The sequence below is a fragment of the Paraburkholderia sp. SARCC-3016 genome (assembly GCF_031119615.1).
Lineage (GTDB): Bacteria > Pseudomonadota > Gammaproteobacteria > Burkholderiales > Burkholderiaceae > Paraburkholderia.
This window is the reverse complement of the sequence record NZ_JAVHZD010000013.1, coordinates 122,029-142,461: the sequence shown is the minus strand read 5'-3', so window position 1 is coordinate 142,461 and position 20,433 is coordinate 122,029. Positions and strand designations below refer to the sequence as shown.

At 62.6% G+C, this 20,433-nt stretch carries 18 protein-coding genes; 9 read left to right on the top strand and 9 right to left on the bottom strand.

Annotated elements, in window-relative coordinates:
• Positions 1-16 precede the first annotated feature (16 nt).
• Positions 17-1,015 (top strand): L-arabinose ABC transporter permease AraH, encoded by a 999-nt coding sequence (gene araH / locus QYH69_RS15095; protein WP_308832671.1) that lies wholly within the window; start codon positions 17-19, stop codon positions 1,013-1,015.
• Between the two features lie 261 nt (positions 1,016-1,276).
• Here araH and QYH69_RS15090 read toward each other — a convergent pair whose 3' ends face one another.
• The 3 genes from QYH69_RS15090 to QYH69_RS15080 all read right to left on the bottom strand — a co-directional run bounded on the left by QYH69_RS15090 (position 1,277) and on the right by QYH69_RS15080 (position 4,520).
• A complete protein-coding gene (locus QYH69_RS15090; RefSeq protein ID WP_308832670.1) occupies positions 1,277-2,455 on the bottom strand; it encodes an acyltransferase in 1,179 nt (392 codons plus the stop codon).
• Positions 2,456-2,691: 236 nt separating this feature from the next.
• A complete protein-coding gene (locus QYH69_RS15085) occupies positions 2,692-3,453 on the bottom strand; it encodes an SDR family oxidoreductase (RefSeq protein ID WP_308832669.1) in 762 nt (253 codons plus the stop codon).
• A 107-nt stretch (positions 3,454-3,560) separates the two neighbouring features.
• Entirely contained in the window at positions 3,561-4,520 is a 960-nt protein-coding gene (locus QYH69_RS15080) for a GlxA family transcriptional regulator (RefSeq protein ID WP_308832668.1), read from the bottom strand.
• A gap of 154 nt (positions 4,521-4,674) precedes the next feature.
• Here QYH69_RS15080 and QYH69_RS15075 point away from each other — a divergent pair, with 154 nt between their 5' ends.
• The 5 genes from QYH69_RS15075 (at position 4,675) to QYH69_RS15055 (ending at position 9,764) form a co-directional block, all read left to right on the top strand.
• Positions 4,675-4,830: a hypothetical protein gene (locus tag QYH69_RS15075; RefSeq protein WP_308832667.1), complete on the top strand. Its 156-nt coding sequence runs from the start codon at positions 4,675-4,677 to the stop codon at positions 4,828-4,830.
• 274 nt (positions 4,831-5,104) lie between these two features.
• A complete protein-coding gene (locus QYH69_RS15070; protein WP_308832666.1) occupies positions 5,105-6,022 on the top strand; it encodes a LysR family transcriptional regulator in 918 nt (305 codons plus the stop codon).
• A gap of 148 nt (positions 6,023-6,170) precedes the next feature.
• Positions 6,171-7,364 (top strand): CaiB/BaiF CoA-transferase family protein, encoded by a 1,194-nt coding sequence (locus QYH69_RS15065; protein WP_308832665.1) that lies wholly within the window; start codon positions 6,171-6,173, stop codon positions 7,362-7,364.
• Complete coding sequence (locus QYH69_RS15060) at positions 7,361-8,305, top strand: hydroxymethylglutaryl-CoA lyase (RefSeq protein WP_308832664.1); 945 nt, start codon at positions 7,361-7,363, stop codon at positions 8,303-8,305. Before QYH69_RS15065 ends, QYH69_RS15060 begins: the two co-directional genes overlap by 4 nt.
• 127 nt (positions 8,306-8,432) lie before the next feature.
• Positions 8,433-9,764 (top strand): MFS transporter, encoded by a 1,332-nt coding sequence (locus tag QYH69_RS15055; protein WP_308832663.1) that lies wholly within the window; start codon positions 8,433-8,435, stop codon positions 9,762-9,764.
• A gap of 47 nt (positions 9,765-9,811) precedes the next feature.
• On the opposite strand, the gene QYH69_RS15050 is transcribed toward QYH69_RS15055, so the two are convergent.
• A complete protein-coding gene (locus QYH69_RS15050) occupies positions 9,812-10,939 on the bottom strand; it encodes an aminotransferase (RefSeq protein WP_308832662.1) in 1,128 nt (375 codons plus the stop codon).
• Positions 10,936-11,874 (bottom strand): AraC family transcriptional regulator, encoded by a 939-nt coding sequence (locus QYH69_RS15045; RefSeq protein ID WP_308832661.1) that lies wholly within the window; start codon positions 11,872-11,874, stop codon positions 10,936-10,938. The genes QYH69_RS15050 and QYH69_RS15045 overlap by 4 nt, the downstream gene beginning before the upstream one ends.
• A gap of 143 nt (positions 11,875-12,017) precedes the next feature.
• Between QYH69_RS15045 and QYH69_RS15040 the strand changes: the two genes are divergently transcribed.
• The 3 genes from QYH69_RS15040 (at position 12,018) to QYH69_RS15030 (ending at position 15,910) form a co-directional block, all read left to right on the top strand.
• Positions 12,018-12,917: an EamA family transporter gene (locus tag QYH69_RS15040; RefSeq protein WP_308832660.1), complete on the top strand. Its 900-nt coding sequence runs from the start codon at positions 12,018-12,020 to the stop codon at positions 12,915-12,917.
• A 449-nt stretch (positions 12,918-13,366) separates the two neighbouring features.
• Positions 13,367-15,412, top strand: coding sequence for a hypothetical protein (locus QYH69_RS15035; protein ID WP_308832659.1), 2,046 nt, complete (start codon positions 13,367-13,369; stop codon positions 15,410-15,412).
• 225 nt (positions 15,413-15,637) lie between these two features.
• Positions 15,638-15,910 (top strand): hypothetical protein, encoded by a 273-nt coding sequence (locus QYH69_RS15030; protein WP_308832657.1) that lies wholly within the window; start codon positions 15,638-15,640, stop codon positions 15,908-15,910.
• A 155-nt stretch (positions 15,911-16,065) separates the two neighbouring features.
• Here the strand turns inward: QYH69_RS15030 and QYH69_RS15025 are convergent, their stop codons facing one another.
• The 4 genes from QYH69_RS15025 to QYH69_RS15010 form a co-directional block, all read right to left on the bottom strand.
• On the bottom strand, positions 16,066-17,790 hold the full coding sequence (locus tag QYH69_RS15025; RefSeq protein ID WP_075161245.1) for an FAD-dependent oxidoreductase: 1,725 nt from the start codon (positions 17,788-17,790) through the stop codon (positions 16,066-16,068).
• Between the two features lie 74 nt (positions 17,791-17,864).
• Entirely contained in the window at positions 17,865-18,857 is a 993-nt protein-coding gene (locus tag QYH69_RS15020) for a DedA family protein/thiosulfate sulfurtransferase GlpE (protein WP_308832656.1), read from the bottom strand.
• Between the two features lie 398 nt (positions 18,858-19,255).
• A complete protein-coding gene (locus QYH69_RS15015) occupies positions 19,256-19,516 on the bottom strand; it encodes a hypothetical protein (RefSeq protein WP_075159213.1) in 261 nt (86 codons plus the stop codon).
• Positions 19,517-19,711: 195 nt separating this feature from the next.
• Positions 19,712-20,272: a DinB family protein gene (locus QYH69_RS15010; RefSeq protein WP_308832655.1), complete on the bottom strand. Its 561-nt coding sequence runs from the start codon at positions 20,270-20,272 to the stop codon at positions 19,712-19,714.
• Between the last annotated feature and the right edge of the window lie 161 nt (positions 20,273-20,433).

The window sequence follows — 20,433 nt, the reverse complement described above, 5'->3', positions numbered from 1 at the left end:
CTGGATGAAGATGACCATGCAAACTCCGACCACCCAAGCTACCCGTGCCGCGCAGCCCGGCGCGCCGTCGCACGCCGCGCGCACGTGGGATCTGATCAACAAGTCCGGCATCGTGATGGTGTTCATCATCCTGTTCGCCGTGCTCTCGCTGACCGTGCCCGACTTCCTGACGAGCCGCAACATGCAGGGCCTGTTGCTGTCGGTCACGCTGATCGGCTCGATCTCGGTAACGATGATGTTCGTCCTCGCGCTCGGCGAGGTGGATCTATCGGTCGCGTCGATCGTCGCGTTTTCGGGTGTGGTCGCGTCGACGTTGATTACGGCTACGCATAGCGTGCTGCTCGGTGTCGCCGGCGGCGTGCTTGCGGGCGGCGCGGTCGGGCTCGTGAACGGTGTGCTGGTTGCGCGCTACAAGATCAACTCGCTGATCGTCACACTCGCGATGATGGAAGTCGTGCGCGGTCTCGCGTACATCACGTCGAACGGCGATGCGGTCATGATCTCCGAAGAGCGCTTCTTCGATTTCGGCGGCGGTTCGTTCCTCGGCATTTCGTATCCGATCTGGAGCAATATCGTCGGTTTCGTGCTGTTCGGCTTCCTGCTGCGCAAGACCGTGTTCGGCAAGAACGTGCTCGCGGTCGGCGGCAATGGCGAAGCGGCGCTGCTCGCCGGTTTGCCGGTGACGCGCATCAAGATCACCGTGTTCGTGCTGCAGGGGCTCGTCACCGGTTTTGCCGGCGTGATGCTCGCATCGCGGATGAGCCTTGGCGACCCGAAGACGTCGGTGGGCCTCGAACTCGGCGTGATTTCGGCGTGCGTGCTCGGCGGCGTTTCGCTGACGGGTGGTGTCGCGACGATCTCGGGCGTGCTCGTCGGCGTGCTGATCATGGGCTCGGTGCAGGACGCGATGAGTCTCCTGAACGTGCCGACGTTCTATCAGTATCTGATTCGCGGCGGCATTCTGCTGCTCGCCGTGCTGTTCGACCAGTTCCGCCGCAGCCGCCGGAAGGTTTGACTCGCGTCGCACATTGGCCTTGCAGCTGCCGCACCGATGTTGGGTGTGCGGCGGATCAAGGTGAGGTTTTTCGGGAGCGAGTGCCTTGGGCGCTCGCTTTTTGTTTGGGCGCAAAGAAAGTGCCGCGTTTTAAGGGAGATTTTCCTCGGTCGATGCGAAGCGACGGCCGCGAGCGCCTGAAAAGGTGAGGGTTTTCGGGAAGTGCGGTGTAGTCGCTGCGGATCGCTGCGGATCACCGTCAGTGATCGCTGGGCATTGCCGTCAAACAACAGAGCCTGCCTTTTTCAGGCTCTCGCGCTTTCTCGACGCGAACTTCCTCGTCAGATACGCGCGCACGGGCTCTTCGATCAGCCTGGTTGCGACCACCGAGACCGCGATGGTCAGCGCGACCGATACGGCGATCGTCTCTACCGGATGCTGCTCGCTGTGAGGGAAGTAGATAAAGACGAGCCGCCCGATCGGGAAATGCAGGCAGTAGACCGGATACGACAACCAGCCGAGGAAGTGCGCAAGCTGCGCACCGATGCGCCCGCTCGGCGCGATACTCGCGCCGCGATAGACCATCAGCGGTGCGACAGCGAAAATCACTGCCATCGGGAAGAGGCCCTTGACGCCGAACGGACAGGCAACGATCACCGCCAATAGCGCGTACAGCGCGATGTCGTGACGGATGATGCCCGACAGCACGCCACCGAAGCGCTGCGGCAACGGCTTCTCATGCAGCAGGTAGACGAGCACGCCCATTGTGAATCCATACGCCACGCGAATGAAGCCGACGAAAAAGTTGTGCGTTCCCCAGCCTGCGCCGAAGAACACGGGCACCGCGCCCTTGTGCTCCCAGCCTAGCAACGCGCCGGTCGCGAGCAACAGAAATGCGCTCCCGACGATGATTCTGATCAGGTCGCGTTTTTGCAGCCGGACCAGTACGAGCAGCGCGACGCTCGCGACCATTTCGAAGAACAGGGACCACGCGGACGGATTGGCCGGAAAGATCTCTCCGACGGTGAATTTTTCAACGGGGAAATGTGCAGTGGCGCCGACGAAATTTCCGACTCCGTGATCGCCGAGGTAGGGCATGAATAGCAGGTTGTTCAGCGACGCGACAATCATCGCGCGCAGCGGATAATCCGCTAGTCCGGCTGCCGCGGCTATCAATAGCGCAGGAATGCCGATTGCCATTGAAATGGCGAACATTGGATAGAGCCGGATGATGCGCTTTTTGATGTACTCACGGGCGCTCAGGCCAAACAGGAGTTTTTTCCTGTAGGAGTGCATCAATACGAAGCCGCTCAGAATGAAAAACAGATCGACCGCGATGTCCGCAGTCTTGAATAACGGATGCGCGGTGTTTTCCGAGTAGTGCATCAGCATGACGCTGATCGCAGCGACGCCTCGCAGTCCGTCCAGTACTTCATACCGCTTTTCTCGCACTTGTTCCATAGATCGGTCAGTTGTGCCGAGATCGTGCCGCTTCGACTGCACTTATGTAACGTGCAATCAGTAGCACTGACATAGTTGCCAGAAACCTCGTTTAATCATGGGTTTGTCTGATCAAGCTACAACGGATGGAAGATAAAAAAAATGTCCAGGGTCAGCGATAAAAAAATCGGCTACTGCGTAGCCGATTAAAATATTCGAACCTTTTGCACTAACTGAAACGCCGATGAGGCGCCGCGCTACGGCAATTCCCTCAGATCGGCGGTAGGGGTTGTGCCGAATGCATCGCTCAACACGAAGTCGATCATTTTGACGGCGGCATCGTGCGGCGTGGCGAGCTTACCGGTGCGCTTGTATTCGACGAAGCGGCCTCGCATCGGGAAGCGCTCGTCAGTCGAGTCGCGAAGCTCCGCCTGCATGTCTGTATCGAGTGTGCCCGGCGCGATGCTGCAGATGCGCAATGCGCGATTCGAATCGAGCGCGACCGAACGCGCGTGGTGATCGAGTGCGGCCTTCGTTGCGCAATACACACTCCAGCCCGCGTACGCGTTCCGCGCCGCCCCGCTCGAGATATGCGCGATGCGCCGGTCTGCCGCGCCTGCGCCGGCGGTGGCGAAAGCAGTAGACAGCATCAACGGCGCAGCGACGTTCAGCACGACCGATTGCGCAACGGCGGAAGGATCCTGCACCTCGAGCGGACCGATCGGCTGCACGGTCCCGGCGTTATTGAACAGCAATACGCGTCGTGCATCGCCGATAAAGCGCTGCAGCTGACCGCCGCCAAGCCATTGCGCGATCTGCTCGATGCTCGACAGATCCAGTTCGACTTGCTCGAATGCGGCGTCGCCGCGCGAGGCGAGCGTTGCATGCCGGTTGCGCGATAGCCCGAGCACCGAAACGCCGCGCGCGAGCAGGGTGTCGGCGAGCGCTTCGCCGAAACCGCGAGTGTGTCCCGTGACGACCGCACAAATGGAAGACGAAGCAGAGAATGCGTCGGACATGGTATTGATCCCGTGAAAGACAGTTATGAATTGCTGTTCTATTTTCTCACGGGAAATTGAGGATTTGCCTTGGCCCGGGCCATGCGCGAGGCACTTCGGGTGCTGCGCTACATATGCTTGAACCGCTCGCGATACTGCATCGGTGTTGCGCCAATACGCTTGGTAAACACGATGCGCATGCGGTCCGCGGTGCCGAACCCGCAATCGTAGGCGATTGTCTTCAGGGCGAGGCCGGTGCTTTCGAGCAGTTTGCGCGCGGCGTCCATGCGCGCGCGTTCAATGAATTCATGTGGCGTGACGTGGGTCTCCTGCACGAATACGCGCGCGAAATTACGGGCGCTCATCCCCGCTACATCTGCGAGCTGCTTCACCGTGAAGCTTTCGCTGATATGCGCCATGACATGCGCCTGCACTTTCGCAACCGGCGAAGCCTCGTCGGCTGGCGCAGTCAGATACGGGCTGAACTGCGATTGTCCGCCCTGGCGCTGCGAGAACACGACCAGCCGTTTCGCGACCGCAAGCGCGACTTGCGGACTGTGATCTTCGGCAACGAGGGCGAGCGAGAGATCGATACCGGCCGTGACGCCTGCCGATGTGACGAGACGTTCGTCGCGCAGATAGATACGGTCGAAATCGACGTTCGCGCGCGGAAACTGCGCGGCGAGCTGCGCCGCATGCTGCCAGTGCGTCGTGACGTTGCGTTCGTCAAGCAGCCCCGCGTGGCCAAGCGCGAACGCGCCAGTGCAGATCGACCCATAACGGCCGCAGTGTGCCGACGCAAAACGCAACCACTGGAGCAGTCGTTCATCGGGTGTGGCTTCGGGCAACGCCGGGCCACCGGCGACGAGCGCAAGATCGAAGCTGCGCCGCTCTGCATCGAAGGTCGCGTCGGCGGTCAGCGACATACCGTTCGACGCGCGCATCGTGCCCGCATCGGCGGCGACCAGCGTCACACGGTAGTGCTCTGCACTGTCGATAAACCTGTTCGCTTCCGCAAAGACGTCGACCGGCCCGGCGACGTCGAGGGCCTGTACGCCCGGAAAGATCGCAATCGCGACGCTCGGCATGCATTGCTCTCCTCGGATGATTGCCCTCTGTGCACATTGGCAGAGGACGCCGTATGTCTGGCAGCGTTGAACGGTGCATAACGATTGTGGCCGACGTGCCGCGCGCCAATACTGAACGTGACGTTACCCCTTTCATGCTTTCGAGGAGCGCATCATGAAACAGCATATCAAACCCGTTTTCGAATTTGACGAAGAAACACTCGCACAGAGGGAGCGCAGCGCGAGCGAACATTACGAGTGGCTCGTCGATCAGGCGTTGATGGATACATTTCCGGCTAGCGATCCGGTTTCGCTGTCCGCGTTCGACTGAAGCTTCGGCGAAACGATGCAGGCATCGCGGGAAAGGAACGAGGCGGTTCGTGTATTGCAGCCGGCAGCGATTTGAAGCGGCCAATGTCGACCGGACCGGGCTTCGGTGTCAGCCGAAGCGTAGCGCGATTATGCGAAGCGAACCTGCGGCAAATACGGTGTGAAGTGCGGAAAAACGCCATTCATCGCGCGTTTTGCCCGTTCGCCAGCGCTGTGCGCGGCATCGCGGCAAAATACGGACCGGCTCCCACTTCCCGCCCTTGCGCACCCCACCTATGGTTTTAAAAAGCCTGCTGAGACGACTCGATCTCACGACGCTTCAGCTATTCATCGCCGTTTACGAAGAGGGCACGCTCACGCGTGCCGCCGAACGCGAAGCGATCGCGATCTCGGCTGCCAGCAAACGGCTGCTCGAACTCGAACAGGCCGTCGGCGCGACGCTGTTTCAGCGAACCGCGCGCGGCATGACATTGACGCCGGCGGGTGAAACGCTGCTGCATCACGCGCGGCGCGTGATGCGCGACGTCGAGAATATCGGTATCGAACTCGCAGGTCACGCAACCGGTGTGCGCGGGTATGTGCGCATGATGGCCAATCTGTCGGCGATCGTCGAATTCCTTCCGGAAGACTTGCGCGGCTTCCTTTCGGTTAACGAACAGATCAAGATCGATCTCGAAGAGCGGCCGAGCGGCGGTGTCGTCGAGGCCGTCGCGGACAGTCTGGCCGACCTCGGCATCTGTTCGGGCGAGGCCGACACGCGCGGCCTGCAGACCACGCACTACCGGCACGATTCTCTCGTCGTCGTGATGCGCGAAGACCATCCGCTGGCGGGTCGAGAGCGGATTGCATTCGCGGAAACGCTCGATAGCGACCACGTCGGCCTGCATTCGGCCAGCTCGATCAATGCGCGCACGCATATGGCCGCGCGCCAGGCCGGCAAACCGCTGCGGCTGCGCATTCATGTGCCGGGCTTCGACGCGGTCTGCCGGATGGTGCAGGCCGATATGGGCGTGGGCGTGCTGCCATCGAACGTATTTCAGATCATGGGGCGGCCGCTCGGCCTCGTGGCCGTCAAGCTCGAAGACGAGTGGGCCGAACGCAGTCTGGTGATCGTCGTGCGCGATGCCGGCTCGCTTTCGCCGGTCGGGCGGCTGCTGTTCGACCACCTGCGGGCGGTGGAAACCGCGGTTTGATGCACTGCGAAACGAATTTCCGCCGGCATCGGCGGGAAAACGACCTTTCGCGTATCGCGAAAGGTCATTGGTGAATGGAGGTTGGACGCTGTGTCCGTGGGGCTTCTAAGCTGTCTCCTAACGCCTTGAAGCATCAGGAGACAGCATCATGAGTGGCCCTCTTACAGGTATCCGGGTCGTCGAGATCGGAACGCTGATCGCCGCGCCGTTTGCCGCACGGCTTCTTGCGGAATTCGGCGCCGAAGTGATCAAAATCGAAGCACCCGACGGCGGAGACCCTCTTCGCAAATGGCGCAAGCTCCATGAGGGAACGTCGCTCTGGTGGTACCTCCAGTCTCGCAACAAGAAATCCATCTGCGTCAATCTGAAATCGGCCGATGGTGCCGATATCGTCAAGCGGCTCGTCGCCGACGCCGACATCCTCGTTGAAAACCTCCGTCCCGGTGCGCTCGAAAAGCTCGGCCTCGGCTGGGACACCTTGCACGCCATCAATCCGAAACTGACGATGGTCCGTATTTCCGGTTACGGACAAACCGGCCCGTATCGCGACCGGCCGGGTTTCGGTGCGATCGGCGAATCGATGGGTGGTATCCGTTATACGACCGGCGAGCCCGACGGCGCGCCGGCGCGCGTCGGCATCAGCCTCGGCGATTCGCTCGCGTCGCTGCATGGCGTGATCGGCGCGCTGATGTCGGTGCTGCGCGTGAAGACCGGGCAGGGCGAAGGTCAGGTGGTCGACGTATCGCTCGTCGAGAGCGTGTTCAATCTGATGGAAAGCCTCGTACCCGAGTACGACCTGCTCGGCCATGTGCGCGAGCGCAGCGGCGGTGCGCTGCCGGGCATCGCGCCGTCGAACACGTACCGCACCGAAGACAATGCTTATGTCGTGATCGCTGGCAACAGCGATCCGATCTTCAAGCGGCTCATGCAGGTAATCGGCCGTCCCGACCTCGCCGACGATCCGGCGCTGGCGCGCAACGACGGCCGCGCCGCGCAAAGCGCGATGCTCGATGCGGCGATCACCGCATGGACGTCGCACCATTCGACCGAAGACGTGATGGCCGCGCTCGAGCGCGCCGAAGTGCCGGCTGGCCGCATCTACTCGGTTGCGGATATTGTTAGCGATCCGCACTATCAGGCTCGCGAGATGTTGCTGCAGGCACAACTGCCGGGCGGCGCATCGGTGAAGATGCCGGGTATCGTGCCGAAACTGTCCGATACGCCGGGCGAAGTGCGCTGGAGCGGTCCGACGCTCGGCGAACACACGGACGGCGTGCTTGCGTCACTCGGCTATGCGCCCGCCGACATCGAGCGGCTTCGTAACGAAGGAGCGGTGCAATGAACTTCGATATCGCATGCGACAGGTTGATCGTGCAGGAAGTCGCTCCGCGCGACGGCCTGCAAATCGAAAAGACGTGGGTCGATACGCCCGACAAGGTTGCGCTGATCGACGCGCTGTCGACGGCCGGTTTTTCGCGCATCGAAGCAGGTTCGTTCGTGTCGCCGAAAGCGATCCCGGCATTGCGCGACGGCGAGGCCGTGTTTCATCAGATCCGCCGCAATCCCGACGTGATTTATGTCGCGCTGATCCCGAACCGGCGCGGCGCGGAGCGCGCGCTCGAATCGCGCGCGGACGAGCTGAATCTCGTGATGTCGGCGAGCCAGACACACAATCTTGCGAACATGCGGATGACGCGCGATCAGTCGCTTGCCGGATTCGCGGATATCGTCGAATTCACGCGCGGCGCGCCGGTCTCGCTGAACGGCACGGTCGCCACGACGTTCGGCTGTCCGTTCGAAGGCAAGATCGACGAAGACCTCGTGATGTCGATCGTCGACAAGTATCTCGCGCTCGGTTTTCAGGGCATTACGCTCGCGGACACGACCGGCATGGCGAATCCGCGCCAGGTTGCGCGCATCGTCAAACGCGCGCTCGAGCGCATGCCGGCAAGCGCGTTGACGCTGCACTTCCATAACACGCGCGGCCTCGGCCTCGTGAACGTGATGGCCGCATACGAAGCCGGCGCGCGCCGCTTCGACGCGTCGCTCGGGGGCCTCGGCGGCTGCCCGTTCGCGCCGGGCGCGTCGGGCAACATCTGCACCGAGGACCTCGTGAACATGTGCGAGGAAGTCGGCATCCCGCACGGTATCGATCTCGACAGGCTGATCACGCTGTCGCGCGCGTTGCCCGCGCTGCTCGGTCACGAGACCTCGGGACAGGTGGCCAAGGCCGGCCGCAACAAGGACCTGCATCCGGTGCCGGAAGGCATCGTCTGCATGTGAGTAGCGAATTTTAGCTAAACACGAACGGCAATACTGCTCGAACCCCTGACGAATTGAACGGGACACAGTCCACGAACAACACCGACGACCGGAAGGCAGGCAGCCGAATCCGGCATGGAGACGCAGAATGAGTGATCTAGGCGCAGTCGCAACAGACAAACCGGCCACGAGCATCGAAGACGCGGCTGAGCTGATCCGCAAGGTCGCATGGCGGCTCATGCCGCTCATCATGATCTGCTATCTGTTCGCATTCTTCGACCGGATCAACATCAGTTTCGCGAAATTTCAGCTGCAAAGCGACCTCGGCTTTTCGAATACCGCGTATGGTCTCGGCGCGAGCCTGTTCGTCGTGGGTTACGTGATTTTCGAAGTGCCCAGCAATATGCTGCTCTTCAAGGTCGGCGCGCGGCGCTGGATCGCGCGCATCATGATCTCATGGGGTCTCGCGACGGCGGCCATGGTGTTCGTGCAAACCGAATGGCAGTTCTACGGTCTGCGCTTTCTGATCGGCGCGATGGAAGCGGGCTTTGCGCCCGGCGTGCTCTATTATCTGACGCTATGGTTCCCGGCGAGCTTCCGCGGCCGTATCACGTCGCTGCTGTTTCTCGCCTCCGCGTTTTCGGGCCTGTTCGGCGCACCGCTGTCGGGCCTCGTGCTCGGCTATATGGACGGCGTGTTCGGCATTCGCGGCTGGCACTGGCTGTTTCTGCTCGGCGGCCTGCCTTGCATCGTGCTGGGCCTGCTCGTGCTGAAAGTGCTGAAGGACCGTGTCGAAGATGCGAACTGGCTGACGCCGCAGGAAAAGCTCTACCTGTCGAGTCAGATCGAAGGTCAAACGCAGCAGAAGCATCACAGCCAGTCGTTCGGCGAAGCGATCCGCACGCCGGGCTTTCTGACGCTCGGCCTTATCTATTTCCTGATCCAGGTCGCGTCGTACGGGCTCAACTTCTGGGCGCCGCAACTGATTCGCAGCGCGGGTACGCATAACCCGACCATCATCGGGCTGTTGACCGCGATTCCATATATTTGCGGTGCGCTGTGCATGGTGATCGTCGGGCGCATATCGGACGCGACCGGCGAGCGCCGCAAGTTCGTTGCGGGTCTGTTGCTGATGGCGACGGTCGGCTTCTTTGCCGCGGGCATCTTCGACAAGCAGACCGTGTTCCTCGTGATTGCGCTTGCGGTGATGGGCGGCGGTGTGGTCGCTTCGATTCCGGCGTTCTGGGCCTTGCCGCCGAAGCTCGTGACCGGCGCCGGCGCCGCGGGCGGTCTGGCGCTGATCAACACGCTCGGTCAGCTGGGCGGTATCGTGAGCCCGGTGATGGTCGGCCGGATTCGCGACGTGACCGGGAGTACGACGCCGGCGCTGTATGTGATCGGCTGTATGAGCCTCGCATGCGCGGCGATTCTGATGTTCGGCTTGCCCGAAGCGCTGCGCCGCAGAGATCACACGACGTAAGCGCGACCGTAGCGCGCCGTGCCGGATCGGGTGAGCAACACTAACGGCTAACGGCGCGCAAGGTCCTTCATGAAGCCGGACACCCTCGCAAGTCCCCTCTCCAGCACATCGGTGCTGTTCGCATAACCGATCCGCACATAACCTTCGATATCGAGCGCGCTGCCCGGCGTGAACATCACGCCGGTCTTCTCGACGAGCGCGACGCAGAAGTCGCGGGAACTCATATCGACGTCGACGCACACGAGCGCGGTCGTGCCGGACTTCGGTTTCACATACGACAGCGCCGGTTCCGCGTCTACCCACCGGTCGAGTAGCGCGAGGTTCGTGCGCAGAATGCCGTGATTGCGCTCGAGCAAGTCGCGGCGGTGCTCGAGCGCGATCGACGCGAGCAGATCGTTAAGCATGCCGACGCTGATCGTGTTGTAGTCGCGATGCGTGCGCACGCCGGCGATCACGTCGGTTTCTGCAGCGATCCAGCCGACGCGCAGCCCCGCGAGCGACCATGTCTTCGACATGCTGCCGGTGCTGATGCCAAGCTCGTAGAGGTCCGCAATCGACGCCGTAAAGCCGTTGCCGTGCTGATCGGTGCCGCGATACACCTCGTCGTTGAGCACATACGCGCCACATGAGCGCGCGATATCGGCGAGCCGTTCGAGAAACGCGCGGTCCATCAGCGAGCCGGTCGGGTTGTTCGGATTGTTGATCGCGATCACGCGCGTTTTAGCGGCTACCAGGCGCTTCAGTTCGTCGAGGTCGGGCAGGAAGCCGTTTTCTTCGCGTAGCCGCAGGATATCGACGTTCGCACCGTAGCTTTCCGGAATCGAATAGTGCTGCTGATAGGTGGGCAGCACCGAGATGACGTGGTCTCCGGGCTCGACGAGCGTTTCGTAGACCAGCGCATTCGCACTGATCGCACCGTGCGTGATCAGGACATTCGGCACGCGCTGCGTGTCGTAGAGCGATGCGACGTTCGCGCGCAGCCGGTCGCTGCCGTCGATCGCGCCGTAGGTCAGCTTCATCGGCAGGATCTCGCCGAGCAGCGCGTCTTCCTTGCCCGCGATGCGCAGCAGTTCGCCGACGGTCAACGATTCGACGCAGGTTTCCGCGAGGTTCAGTTCGCAGCGGTTCTCATATAGATCCATCCAGCGTTCGACGCCGAATTCGCGGATTTTCATCGTGTCTCCTCGTTGCGCAACGCGCATCGATAAACGGTCGGCGCTGCGCCAAGCGCCTCGCGGAAGCGATGGCTGAAGTGACTTGCATTTGCATACCCGCATCGCATTGCGATGTCGGCGAGCGGCAGCGACGTGGTACGCAATAACCCGCGTGCACGTTCGATGCGCTGTTGCGCGATCCACGCGTGCGGCGGCAACCCGAACGAAATGCGGAACATTCGCGAAAGATGGTATTCGGACAGGTTAGCGACATTCGCCAGTTCGCCCAGTGTCAGCGCTTGCGTGAGGTGTGAGTCGATGTAATCGCGCAGGCGCCGGCGTGTCGCCACGGCGAGGCCGCCCTTGAGCGGCGCATTCGTGCGGCTCACGCCTTGCGAGCGCAGCAGCAGAGACAGCATTTCGTGCGCCGTTTCGTTGGCGTGCAAACGTCCGTCGGTATCGTCCCAGCGGTCGTTCACGAGCGATTGGCACAAGCTTGCGATGCGCGCATCTTCGAAGTACGTACGGTCGGCAAGCGTCAGTTCGCGCGGCTCGCGATCGAGTTCGCGAATCGCGCGCCGCGTGAAATGCTCGGGCAGGAAGTACAGATGCACGAAATGCATATGGCCGCGCACCCACCAGCGCGATTCGTGGTCGCCGGGCAGCGCGCACAGCCGGCTCGGTGCGCCGTAGCGGCCCGGCAGCTTTTGCCGTTCGGTGCGATGGCCGCCGTCGAGATAGCACGAGAGCGTGTGATGGCCGGGCTGCTCGTAGGCTGTTTCCGCCTCCCTCGTTTCGCGAGTCCAGACGGCGACCGCGAGCTTGTCGCCAAGCCATGCAAAGCGGTCGAGCGTTGCATCGGACACGGCCAGCGTATGGCAGATCGAATGGACGCCGAACGGCGGATCGACCGGGTCTGCGGCAGCAGCCGCGTCGGGAGAAGGGACGGGGGTCATTTTCGTCGGCGCATGTTCGTACGTAGTATAAGACCGGCGGCCGGCACGCTCGTCCGTTCATGCAGAAAGTGCGCAATTCCAGACATGCGCTGCGGCGTGCAAAACCGCATAGTCGGGCTCTTCCTTCCTTGCAGGTGCGTTAGATGAATTTGCTGCTTTATGTGGTGACCGTGTTGATCTGGGGCACCACGTGGATCGCGATCAAATGGCAACTCGGCGATGTGCCGCCGCCGGTGTCGATTGCCTATCGCTTCTGGCTCGCGTCGGCCGTGCTGTTCGCGCTGGTCGCGGCGATGCGGCGTCCGCTGCGGCCGCCGCGCGGCGCGTGGCGATATCTGGTGGCGCAAGGGCTCGCACTATTTTGCGTGAACTTCCTCTGTTTTTATTACGCCGAACGTACGGTGCCGAGCGGCCTCGTCGCCGTTGTCTTTTCGACCGCACCGCTGCTGAATTCAATCAACGGGCGCATCTTTCTGGGCCGGCCGCTGCAGCCGGCGGCAATCGCTGGCGCGTTGCTCGGCTTTGCCGGAATCGTCTGCCTCTCGCTGCAGCAGATCGGCGGGCATCTCGGCGAACAGGCCGTATGGTTCGGGCTCGCGATTGCACTCGCAGGCACGATGTGCTTTTCGATTGGTAACCTGCTATCGACCAAAATGCAGGCGATGGGTTTGCATCCGCTCGTCACCAACAGTTGGGGCATGTTGATTGGCGCGGCGGTGCTGACCGCCGGCAGCGCGCTCGCTGGCCTGTCGTTCGCGCCTCAGACCGACGCGCGATATCTCGGCGCGCTTGTCTATCTCGCTGTGCCGGGCTCGGTGATCGGCTTTACCGCGTACCTGACGCTCGTCGGCCGGATCGGCCCGGAACGCGCCGCCTACTGCACGGTGCTGTTTCCGTTCGTCGCGCTCGCGGTATCGACAGTGTTCGAAGGTTACCGATGGTCGGTGCTGGCAGTGACCGGCCTTGTGCTCGTTGCGCTAGGCAATCTGGTCGCGTTCGGCGTGGTGCCGCGGCTTCTGTATCGCAGAAACGGCGTGCTTTGACTGCCTCAAACCGTTTCGATAAAAATGCTTCGAAATACGCCGTAAAAATTCATCGAGTCCTTTATAAATATCGTCGGATAATGAGCCTATAAAAGGGCCGAATTATTTCGATGTGCACCGAGTAAACCGTAGGCACGCATTCCAAATCGCCTAATAGAGCGGTATTTCCACCATTTCAATCCAGTTCTGCGATTCGAGCGTCGCGGTATTCTGCGGACGAATCCAGTGTAACGGGAATCCGGCGCGTGATGCGCCCGGTCCCCACGTCCCGCCCGCAATTCGCTTCGTTATCCCCCGCAAGGACGCAGAACTTGAAGACCCTCTCTTGTCTGGGTGCGGCGCTGCTCGCATTGAGCAGCCTTGTCCCTATTAGTTGTAACGCACAATCGAAATTGAATTACGCCACTTCATGGCTTGGCAATACATTTGGTTATGGCGATGGTAAATGGATGCAACAGGACATTCAGGCCATTAACGTCGCGCCGGATGGCACCGTTTATGTCGATTGCGGCTGGGACGAAAGCGGCAGCGAAATTGCCGCGTACAAAAATGGCGACAGGCTTGCGGTCGGCGGCGCGACGCACGGCTGGGGCGCGAGCGGCGGCGAGGCGATCGCGTCGAACCGCACATACGTGTATGCGGCGATGTCGATCGGCAATCAGAACAACGGGCTCACCGGTGCCGACTATCCGCCGGGTAACCAGCAGTGGTACGGCATCACGCGGCGGCTCGTCAGCAACATCGCGCAGGGCGCGCCGTTTGCCTCCGGTATCGCCAACAGCGCGAATGCCACCAGGAACAGCTTTCTCGTTGTCGATACGGTGAGCACGGGCACCGACGCAGGTATTCGCGGTCTCGCGGCCAATGACACGACGCTCTACGTGTCGGACCAGTACGCGAATCAGGTCATTGCCTACGATGCGAACACGATGCAGCGCCTGCGCTCGTTCAACGTGATGTCGCCGGGCCGCATCGCGATCGATACCGATTCGACGCTATGGGTCATTACCGGTGCGATGACGGGGCAATATGCGATTGCGCACTACTCGTCGAGCGGTGCGCCGATCGCGGGAGCACCGGTGTTGCCTGCCGGTGTAGTGCCGACCGATATCTCGATTGCGCCATCGGGTCAGCTGTTTATCTCCGACAACGGACGGAGCCAGCAACTGCTCATCTACAACAGGAGCGCGAGCGGTCTGACGACGCCGGCTGGTTCGATGGGCACTGCGCGCGGCATCTTCCACAACGCGGGCGCTGTGCAACTGGGCAGCTACAACGGCATTACCGGTTTCGGATTCGATCAGGCAGGCAATCTCTATGTCGGACAGAACAGCGAGGGGCCGCGCCAGCTGAACTCGCCGTCGGTCGGCGCCGGCGCGGTGCTGCAGGCGTTTACGGGCGTGTCGCGCGCGTTGCGGTGGGAACTCGACGGGCTGCTGTTCGTTGATGGCGCGACCTTCGATCCGGCGTCGGAGAACACGATCTACACCGGTTCGAAAGTCTTCGCGATGAACTGGAACAACCCGGCCGGAAAGCAATGGACCTACTCGGCCTTCACCGTGGATCGCTTCGACTATCCAGACGATCCGGAATTGCACCTCGGGCGCCTCGTGCGCGGCGAACCGATGCTGCGGCGCCTGAACGGCGGCAAGCCGTATCTCTATGCGCTGGACCCGTATTCGCACGAACTCTATATCTATCGCTTCGATCCGGCGCACGGCAACATCGCGATTCCGTCGGGCATGTTCGCGGAGTTGCCGATCGCCGGCGGGTATCCGGCGGGTCAGCCGGCAGTCGGGGAATGGATGTGGCGCGATACGAACGGGAACGGCGGCATCGATGCGAATGAATTGACGAGTAATCCGTCGGTATTGAGCACGATCGGCAACAGTTTTATCTGGGTCGATTCGCTCGGCAACGTGTGGTTCGGCACACCAACAAAGGGCATCCGCGAACTGCCGTTGCAAGGCTTCGACTCGCCTGGCAATCCGGTCTACGACTATGCAGCCGCGAAAACCTTTCCGACGCCGGCGATATTCACCGGCACCGGCCGCGTGCTTTACGTGCCCGAAACGGACACGATGTACGTCACCGGCTATACGGCGGCGCAACCGTGGAATTCGTCGCTGTGGAAAGAGGCTGGGCCGGTCCTCGCGCGCTACGACAACTGGACAACGGGCCATCCGACGCAGCGATACGTGGTGCCGCTGCAGTGGAACCTGCAGTCGAATCCACCGGTCACGACCGTCGGCGTGGCGACCGCGGGCAACTACGTGTTCGTTGCGCAACTCTATACGCAGCGGATCGACGTCTACGACGCGAGCACGGGGCAGGAGGTCGGATATATGGCGCCCGGTGCGGCGGTCGGCAACACGAGCGGGCAGGTCGACGTCGAACTCGGCATCAGCGCGACATTGCGCTCGAACGGCGAGTACGACGTACTGGTCGAAGACGACGCACGCGCGAAGATCGTCGTGTATCAATGGAAGCCGTGAGGACCGCTACGCGCCGCCTGCGCTAGTCGCGGCCAGATTGCGGGTGCGGGACCAGATCGGGGCTTGCGCTTTCCGCTATCGCGGGTTCACGCGCGGGATGCGACCCGCTGTCGCGCCCCATCGATCGAAAGCGTGCGATCGCGCGCGTGACGGCTGCGCGCGATCGGTATATAACGAAAACAATGCTTCCGATCCACGATGGACTAACCGAAACGGCACACCACCATGACTGGCGATGCACCTGAAAAGCGGCCCGACAGCGGCGCGCCTGACGCCGAACACCCCGACCTCGAACATCTCGACGCAGCAGTCACCCATGTGGGCGAAATGGTGCAGTCCGGCCATATCGCGATCAGCGCGGCACGCGGCATTCTGTATAGCCTGATCGAGACGCTCGGCACGCTGGTCGGCGACCCCGACCTCCCCGAGCACGCTCGCGCCGGCTATGAAGGTCTGCTCGAAACGGCGCGCGAATTGCGCGCAAAGGTCGAGCACTGAGCTTGGGTTGAAGAAGGTCGAGCGCAGGGGCGCGCTCGACTGCCGATCCGACCGCGCCCCAGGTCAGGCATACGGCCGCGGCCTTCGACCGCGGCATTCGACGCTGATGATGCCGCGCTTATCAGGCGCTTTTTGCGTACTTACGCTTCGCGTGCTTACGCGCCGAGTGCGATCGCTTCGCCGTTCGCGACAGCCAGCATCTGATGGATCTGCGCGACCACCGCCGCGCCTTCGCCGACCGCGGCCGCAACGCGCTTTGTCGATCCGGCGCGCGCATCGCCGATCGCGTACACGCCTTCGACCGAAGTGACGAGATCGCAAGCCGAATCTGCGCCGGTCAGCACGAAGCCCTTCGCATCGAGCTGCACGCCGCACGTGCGCAACCATGCGGTATTCGGATCGGCGCCCGTGAACAGGAACAGATGCCGAGATTCAAAGCGGTCCTGACCGTTCGGCAGCGGCGACTTCAAGCCGATCGTCGACAGGCCGCTGTCGTCCGCATCGAGCCAGCCGATTTCCGACTGCGGATGGACGGTCACATTCGGCAGCGAACGGATCCGGTCGATCAGGTAGCGCGACATCGTCGCTTCGAAGCCGCTGCGGCGGATCAGCACGTGAACGTGCGCCGCGTGCGACGCAAGATAGACGATGCCTTGCCCCGCCGAGTTGCCGCCGCCCACCACGACAACCTCCTGGTGCTTGCAGAGCTTGGCTTCGACCGGCGACGCCCAGTAGTAGATGCCGCGGCCGTCGAAACGGTCGAGCCCTTCGATCGACGGACGGCGGTACACGGCGCCGCTTGCGATCACCACGGCATGCGCGCGCACGTTGCCGTGCCGGATGCCGGCGTTGCAGGTCAGTTCGAGCCGATGCGGCCGCTCTTCGCAATGCAGCGCTTTCACCTTCAGCGGAATCGCGACGTGCGCGCCGAACTTCTGCGCCTGCACGAAGGCGCGACCCGCGAGCGCCTGACCGGAGATGCCGGTCGGAAAGCCGAGATAGTTTTCGATGCGCGAGCTCGCGCCCGCCTGGCCGCCTGGCGCGCGGCTGTCGAGCACGATGACGGACAGTCCTTCGGACGCCGCATAGACGGCTGTCGCGAGGCCCGCGGGGCCCGCGCCGACGATCGCGACGTCGTACACGTGTTTCTCGTCGAGGTCGGGCAGCAGACCGAGGCACGATGCGAGTTCCGGATCGCTCGGACGGCGCAGCACGCGACCGTCGGGGCAGATCACGAGCGGCAGGTCTTCGGGCTGCGCGCCGAACTGTTCGATGAGGCCGAGCGCTTCTTCGTCGCGCTCGTTGATGACCGAATGTGGATGGCCATTGCGCGACAGAAAGCTTTGCAGCGCGACGAGCCGCGCATCGTAACTCTTGCCGAGGAGGATCGGGCCGCCCGCGCCTTTTTCGATCAGCGCCACGCGCCGCAGAATCAGCGCGCGCATGATGCGTTCGCCCAGTTCGGCTTCGGCGATGATCAGCGCGCGCAGGCGCTCGGGCGGGATCAGCACCGCGCTGACCGGCTTCATCGCAATGCCGTCGACGAGCGCGCGCTTGCCCGACAGCTGGCCGACTTCGGCGAGGAATTGCCCCGCTCCTTCGTGTTCGACGACGAGGTGCTCGCGGCCAAGCCCGTCGCGCTGCGTGATGCGCACCGTACCGGACAGCATTACGATCATGCCGGGGCCATTGTGCCCGGTGCGGAACAGAAATTCTCCCGCATGCCAGTGATTGAGATCGCCGAAATTCCGCACGCGATCGATTTCGGCGGGCGTCAGCGTCGGGAACATCTGGTGGCGCCGCGTAGACAGCGTCGAGTACGGCGCTTCCGCGACGACTTCGCTGGCTTGTCCTTCTCCATCGCGGGTTGCTACAAGCATCGGACCGCTCCTTGCGTCGGTTGCATCAGTCGGTTGCATCAATTCAGATAAAACGGTGTAGCCCGCGCGGATCGCTACACGGCCTTCGGCGAAATGCCGACGTCGTCGACGTGCGGCGCGGGTTCGTCGGGCAGCGGCTCGAGCTGGCGACCTGCGTCGCGCCATGCGTCGAGGCCGCCGCGCAGCGGCACCACGTCCTTGAAGCCGGCCTGGGTCAGCGCCTTGGCCATCCATGCGGCCGACACTTCGTTCGGGCACGAGCAATAGATGACGAGCTTCTGGTCAGGCTTGTAGTTCGCGACGATCTCGTCGAGGTTGCGTTCATCCGCGAACTTCGAGCCCGGAATCACGAAAGGATCGAGCTTGCGCTTTTCTTCGGAGCGGATGTCGAACAGCACCGGCGTTTTTTTGTTCGACATCAGATCGTACAGCTCGTCGACGTTGATGCGTGCCTTCGCGAGTTTGTTGAGCAGTTGGCGACGGCGCATCCAGCGGTAGGCGGCGTAAAGCAGCAGCAACGCGACGACGACGACCGCGGTCAGCTTGCCGAGCCGGCTCGCTTCGGCAAACAGCATGTCGATCTGCTGCGCGAAGAGCGCGCCGAGCGTAAGGCCAAGGCCCGACCACAATGCGGCGCCGATGCTGTCGAACGTGAGAAACGTGCGGTACGGCGTGCCCATTGCACCGGCCAGCGGAATCGAAACGATCGACAGGCCCGGAATGAACTTCGCGACGGCGAGCACGCGCACGCCCCACCGGCCGAAAAAGCGCTCGGTCTTCTTGACACAGCTGTCACGCGAGAGCGACAGCTTGCAAAGCGTTTTGAGCGTATTGCCGCCGTAGATGCGGCCGGCGAGATACCACGCGCTGTCTCCGATCAGCGTGGCGAAGATGGCGAGCACGAGCACCGAAACGAGCTGCGTGCCGACCGTGGCGGGATTCATGGCGGCCATCGCGCCGAACAGCACGAGGGACGGCATCGCGGGCACGGGCAGCCCGATCGACGCGGCGAGCACATTGGCGAAGACGATCGCGGGCCCGTATTGCTCGACGAGGTCATGTAGCATCGGTTTACTTTTTCGCGGCTCGGGAAGCCGCAATTGCGTCAGGTAAGTTAAGAATTATGGACGCATTTGCGCCGCGTGCAAGCGACGGGAGCAACACCCCGTCAGCGCTGGAGCGGCTGCTGCATACAGCCATTCCGTTTGCGCCGGGCGGATGGCTGGATGCCGTCCGCAAGGCTCACGGGCGGCATTTGGACGATGTCGAACGGTCGGCAGACTACCAGAAAAACGCCGGTGAAAATGACAGCCGCGTGTGGCGAAGAAAATTGCAGCGGGAACTGGAACTGGAACGGCAGCAGAGGACCGGCAGAAAAAACGGCAGGAGCGCGAGAAAACAGGGAGACGCAGGCAGACGCTGGCAGACGCGGCAGCGCGGCATTGCGAGCGCGCCGCCGCGCGGATCAGGTTGCGTGCCGGTGATGGTTGTGCTGCTCGCCCGGCAGTTCCGCGCCATGCGCGCGGATAGCCGCGATCAGTTCGGCGGGTGTGATTTCGTAACGCACTTCGCGATGAATGCCCGGTTTGCGTTCGTCGACTTCGACGAGAAGAATGCCTTTGCCGTCTTCTGTCGCTTCGAGCCGCAGCGTGCGCAGTTCACGCCCGGTCGCGTCGTCGTACTCGGTGAGCAGGGCCATTGCCCCGGAAGACCCGGTGGTGCGCATCGAAAATTTCCTCATCCGTTATAGAACAAGCATTGTACGGGGAGCTTCACCGTTCTGTCGCGCGGCCCGGCACACCGTGCACCGAAGCCGCGAGCGAATGCTGGAGCCAGTTTAACGCGAGTTGCCGCGTCGCCGGACGCATTTTTTGTGCCCTGTTGCGGTGCGGTCGCCGCTTCCGTCGCGTTGCGTCGCCTCCTACCGCTTGTCGTCGAGCGCCGCCAGCTCGCGCTCGCGCGCGGGTGTATCGGCCAGCAGGAAGAACTCGTCGAGCTGTGGCGGCGGCACATCGGTGCCGGCAAGCATCGCGTGCGCCTGGCCCCGGTGATGAATCTGGTGAACGAACAGGTGCGGCAACACCGTGCCGACCGTCTCATGCTGCTGACCGATGTCCGGGCCGCGGTCGATGACGACGTCGCGCCGCAGCGCGCCATCGTCGAGCGCGTCGCAGAATGCGATCAACTGACGGTCGAGTTCGCGCTGCGCCGCCCACAGCTCCGTGCAGCGCGGACGGTCCGTCTCGTCGGCAAAAATCGCGAGGCCTGCGCCGCCGTCGACGAGCGCGTCGAGGTAGTAGCGGTCGACCAGCAGGATATGGTGCAACGTCAGTTGCAGCGAAGGAAAGAAGCTTACGCGGCGCTCGGTGAACGCCTCGTCGGACAAGGGCAGGCATGCCCGATAAAGCCGCGCATTCGACCACGCGTTGTTGCGGGCCATCGCGGCGAAGTGCGCAGATAGCGTGGCGACAGGTGCATGCATGGCGATTCTCCCGCTGCCGGTTAGCGATGGTTCAACGCGATGCGCACGGGACGACCGCGAGAGGTGCGGGTTCGACGCGGCGCTCGCGCGAAGTGATCAGCCTATCATCGCCCGATGACTATTCCTGGGCGAAAGGTCGCACCGGTTTATCCGCCGTGGAC

Excerpts from the sequence above, each read along its gene's own strand:
- QYH69_RS15070 (WP_308832666.1), top strand. The coding sequence starts at position 5,105 with ATGGTTTTAAAAAGCCTGCTGAGACGACTCGATCTCACGACGCTTCAG.
- QYH69_RS15090 (WP_308832670.1), bottom strand. The coding sequence starts at position 2,455 with ATGGAACAAGTGCGAGAAAAGCGGTATGAAGTACTGGACGGACTGCGA.
- QYH69_RS15045 (WP_308832661.1), bottom strand. The coding sequence starts at position 11,874 with ATGACCCCCGTCCCTTCTCCCGACGCGGCTGCTGCCGCAGACCCGGTC.
- QYH69_RS15025 (WP_075161245.1), bottom strand. The coding sequence starts at position 17,790 with ATGCTTGTAGCAACCCGCGATGGAGAAGGACAAGCCAGCGAAGTCGTC.
- QYH69_RS15035 (WP_308832659.1), top strand. The coding sequence starts at position 13,367 with ATGCAACAGGACATTCAGGCCATTAACGTCGCGCCGGATGGCACCGTT.
- QYH69_RS15050 (WP_308832662.1), bottom strand. The coding sequence starts at position 10,939 with ATGAAAATCCGCGAATTCGGCGTCGAACGCTGGATGGATCTATATGAG.
- QYH69_RS15030 (WP_308832657.1), top strand. The coding sequence starts at position 15,638 with ATGACTGGCGATGCACCTGAAAAGCGGCCCGACAGCGGCGCGCCTGAC.
- QYH69_RS15060 (WP_308832664.1), top strand. The coding sequence starts at position 7,361 with ATGAACTTCGATATCGCATGCGACAGGTTGATCGTGCAGGAAGTCGCT.
- QYH69_RS15020 (WP_308832656.1), bottom strand. The coding sequence starts at position 18,857 with ATGCTACATGACCTCGTCGAGCAATACGGGCCCGCGATCGTCTTCGCC.
- QYH69_RS15080 (WP_308832668.1), bottom strand. The coding sequence starts at position 4,520 with ATGCCGAGCGTCGCGATTGCGATCTTTCCGGGCGTACAGGCCCTCGAC.
- QYH69_RS15015 (WP_075159213.1), bottom strand. The coding sequence starts at position 19,516 with ATGCGCACCACCGGGTCTTCCGGGGCAATGGCCCTGCTCACCGAGTAC.
- QYH69_RS15040 (WP_308832660.1), top strand. The coding sequence starts at position 12,018 with ATGAATTTGCTGCTTTATGTGGTGACCGTGTTGATCTGGGGCACCACG.
- QYH69_RS15010 (WP_308832655.1), bottom strand. The coding sequence starts at position 20,272 with ATGCATGCACCTGTCGCCACGCTATCTGCGCACTTCGCCGCGATGGCC.
- QYH69_RS15075 (WP_308832667.1), top strand. The coding sequence starts at position 4,675 with ATGAAACAGCATATCAAACCCGTTTTCGAATTTGACGAAGAAACACTC.
- QYH69_RS15085 (WP_308832669.1), bottom strand. The coding sequence starts at position 3,453 with ATGTCCGACGCATTCTCTGCTTCGTCTTCCATTTGTGCGGTCGTCACG.
- QYH69_RS15055 (WP_308832663.1), top strand. The coding sequence starts at position 8,433 with ATGAGTGATCTAGGCGCAGTCGCAACAGACAAACCGGCCACGAGCATC.
- araH (WP_308832671.1), top strand. The coding sequence starts at position 17 with ATGCAAACTCCGACCACCCAAGCTACCCGTGCCGCGCAGCCCGGCGCG.
- QYH69_RS15065 (WP_308832665.1), top strand. The coding sequence starts at position 6,171 with ATGAGTGGCCCTCTTACAGGTATCCGGGTCGTCGAGATCGGAACGCTG.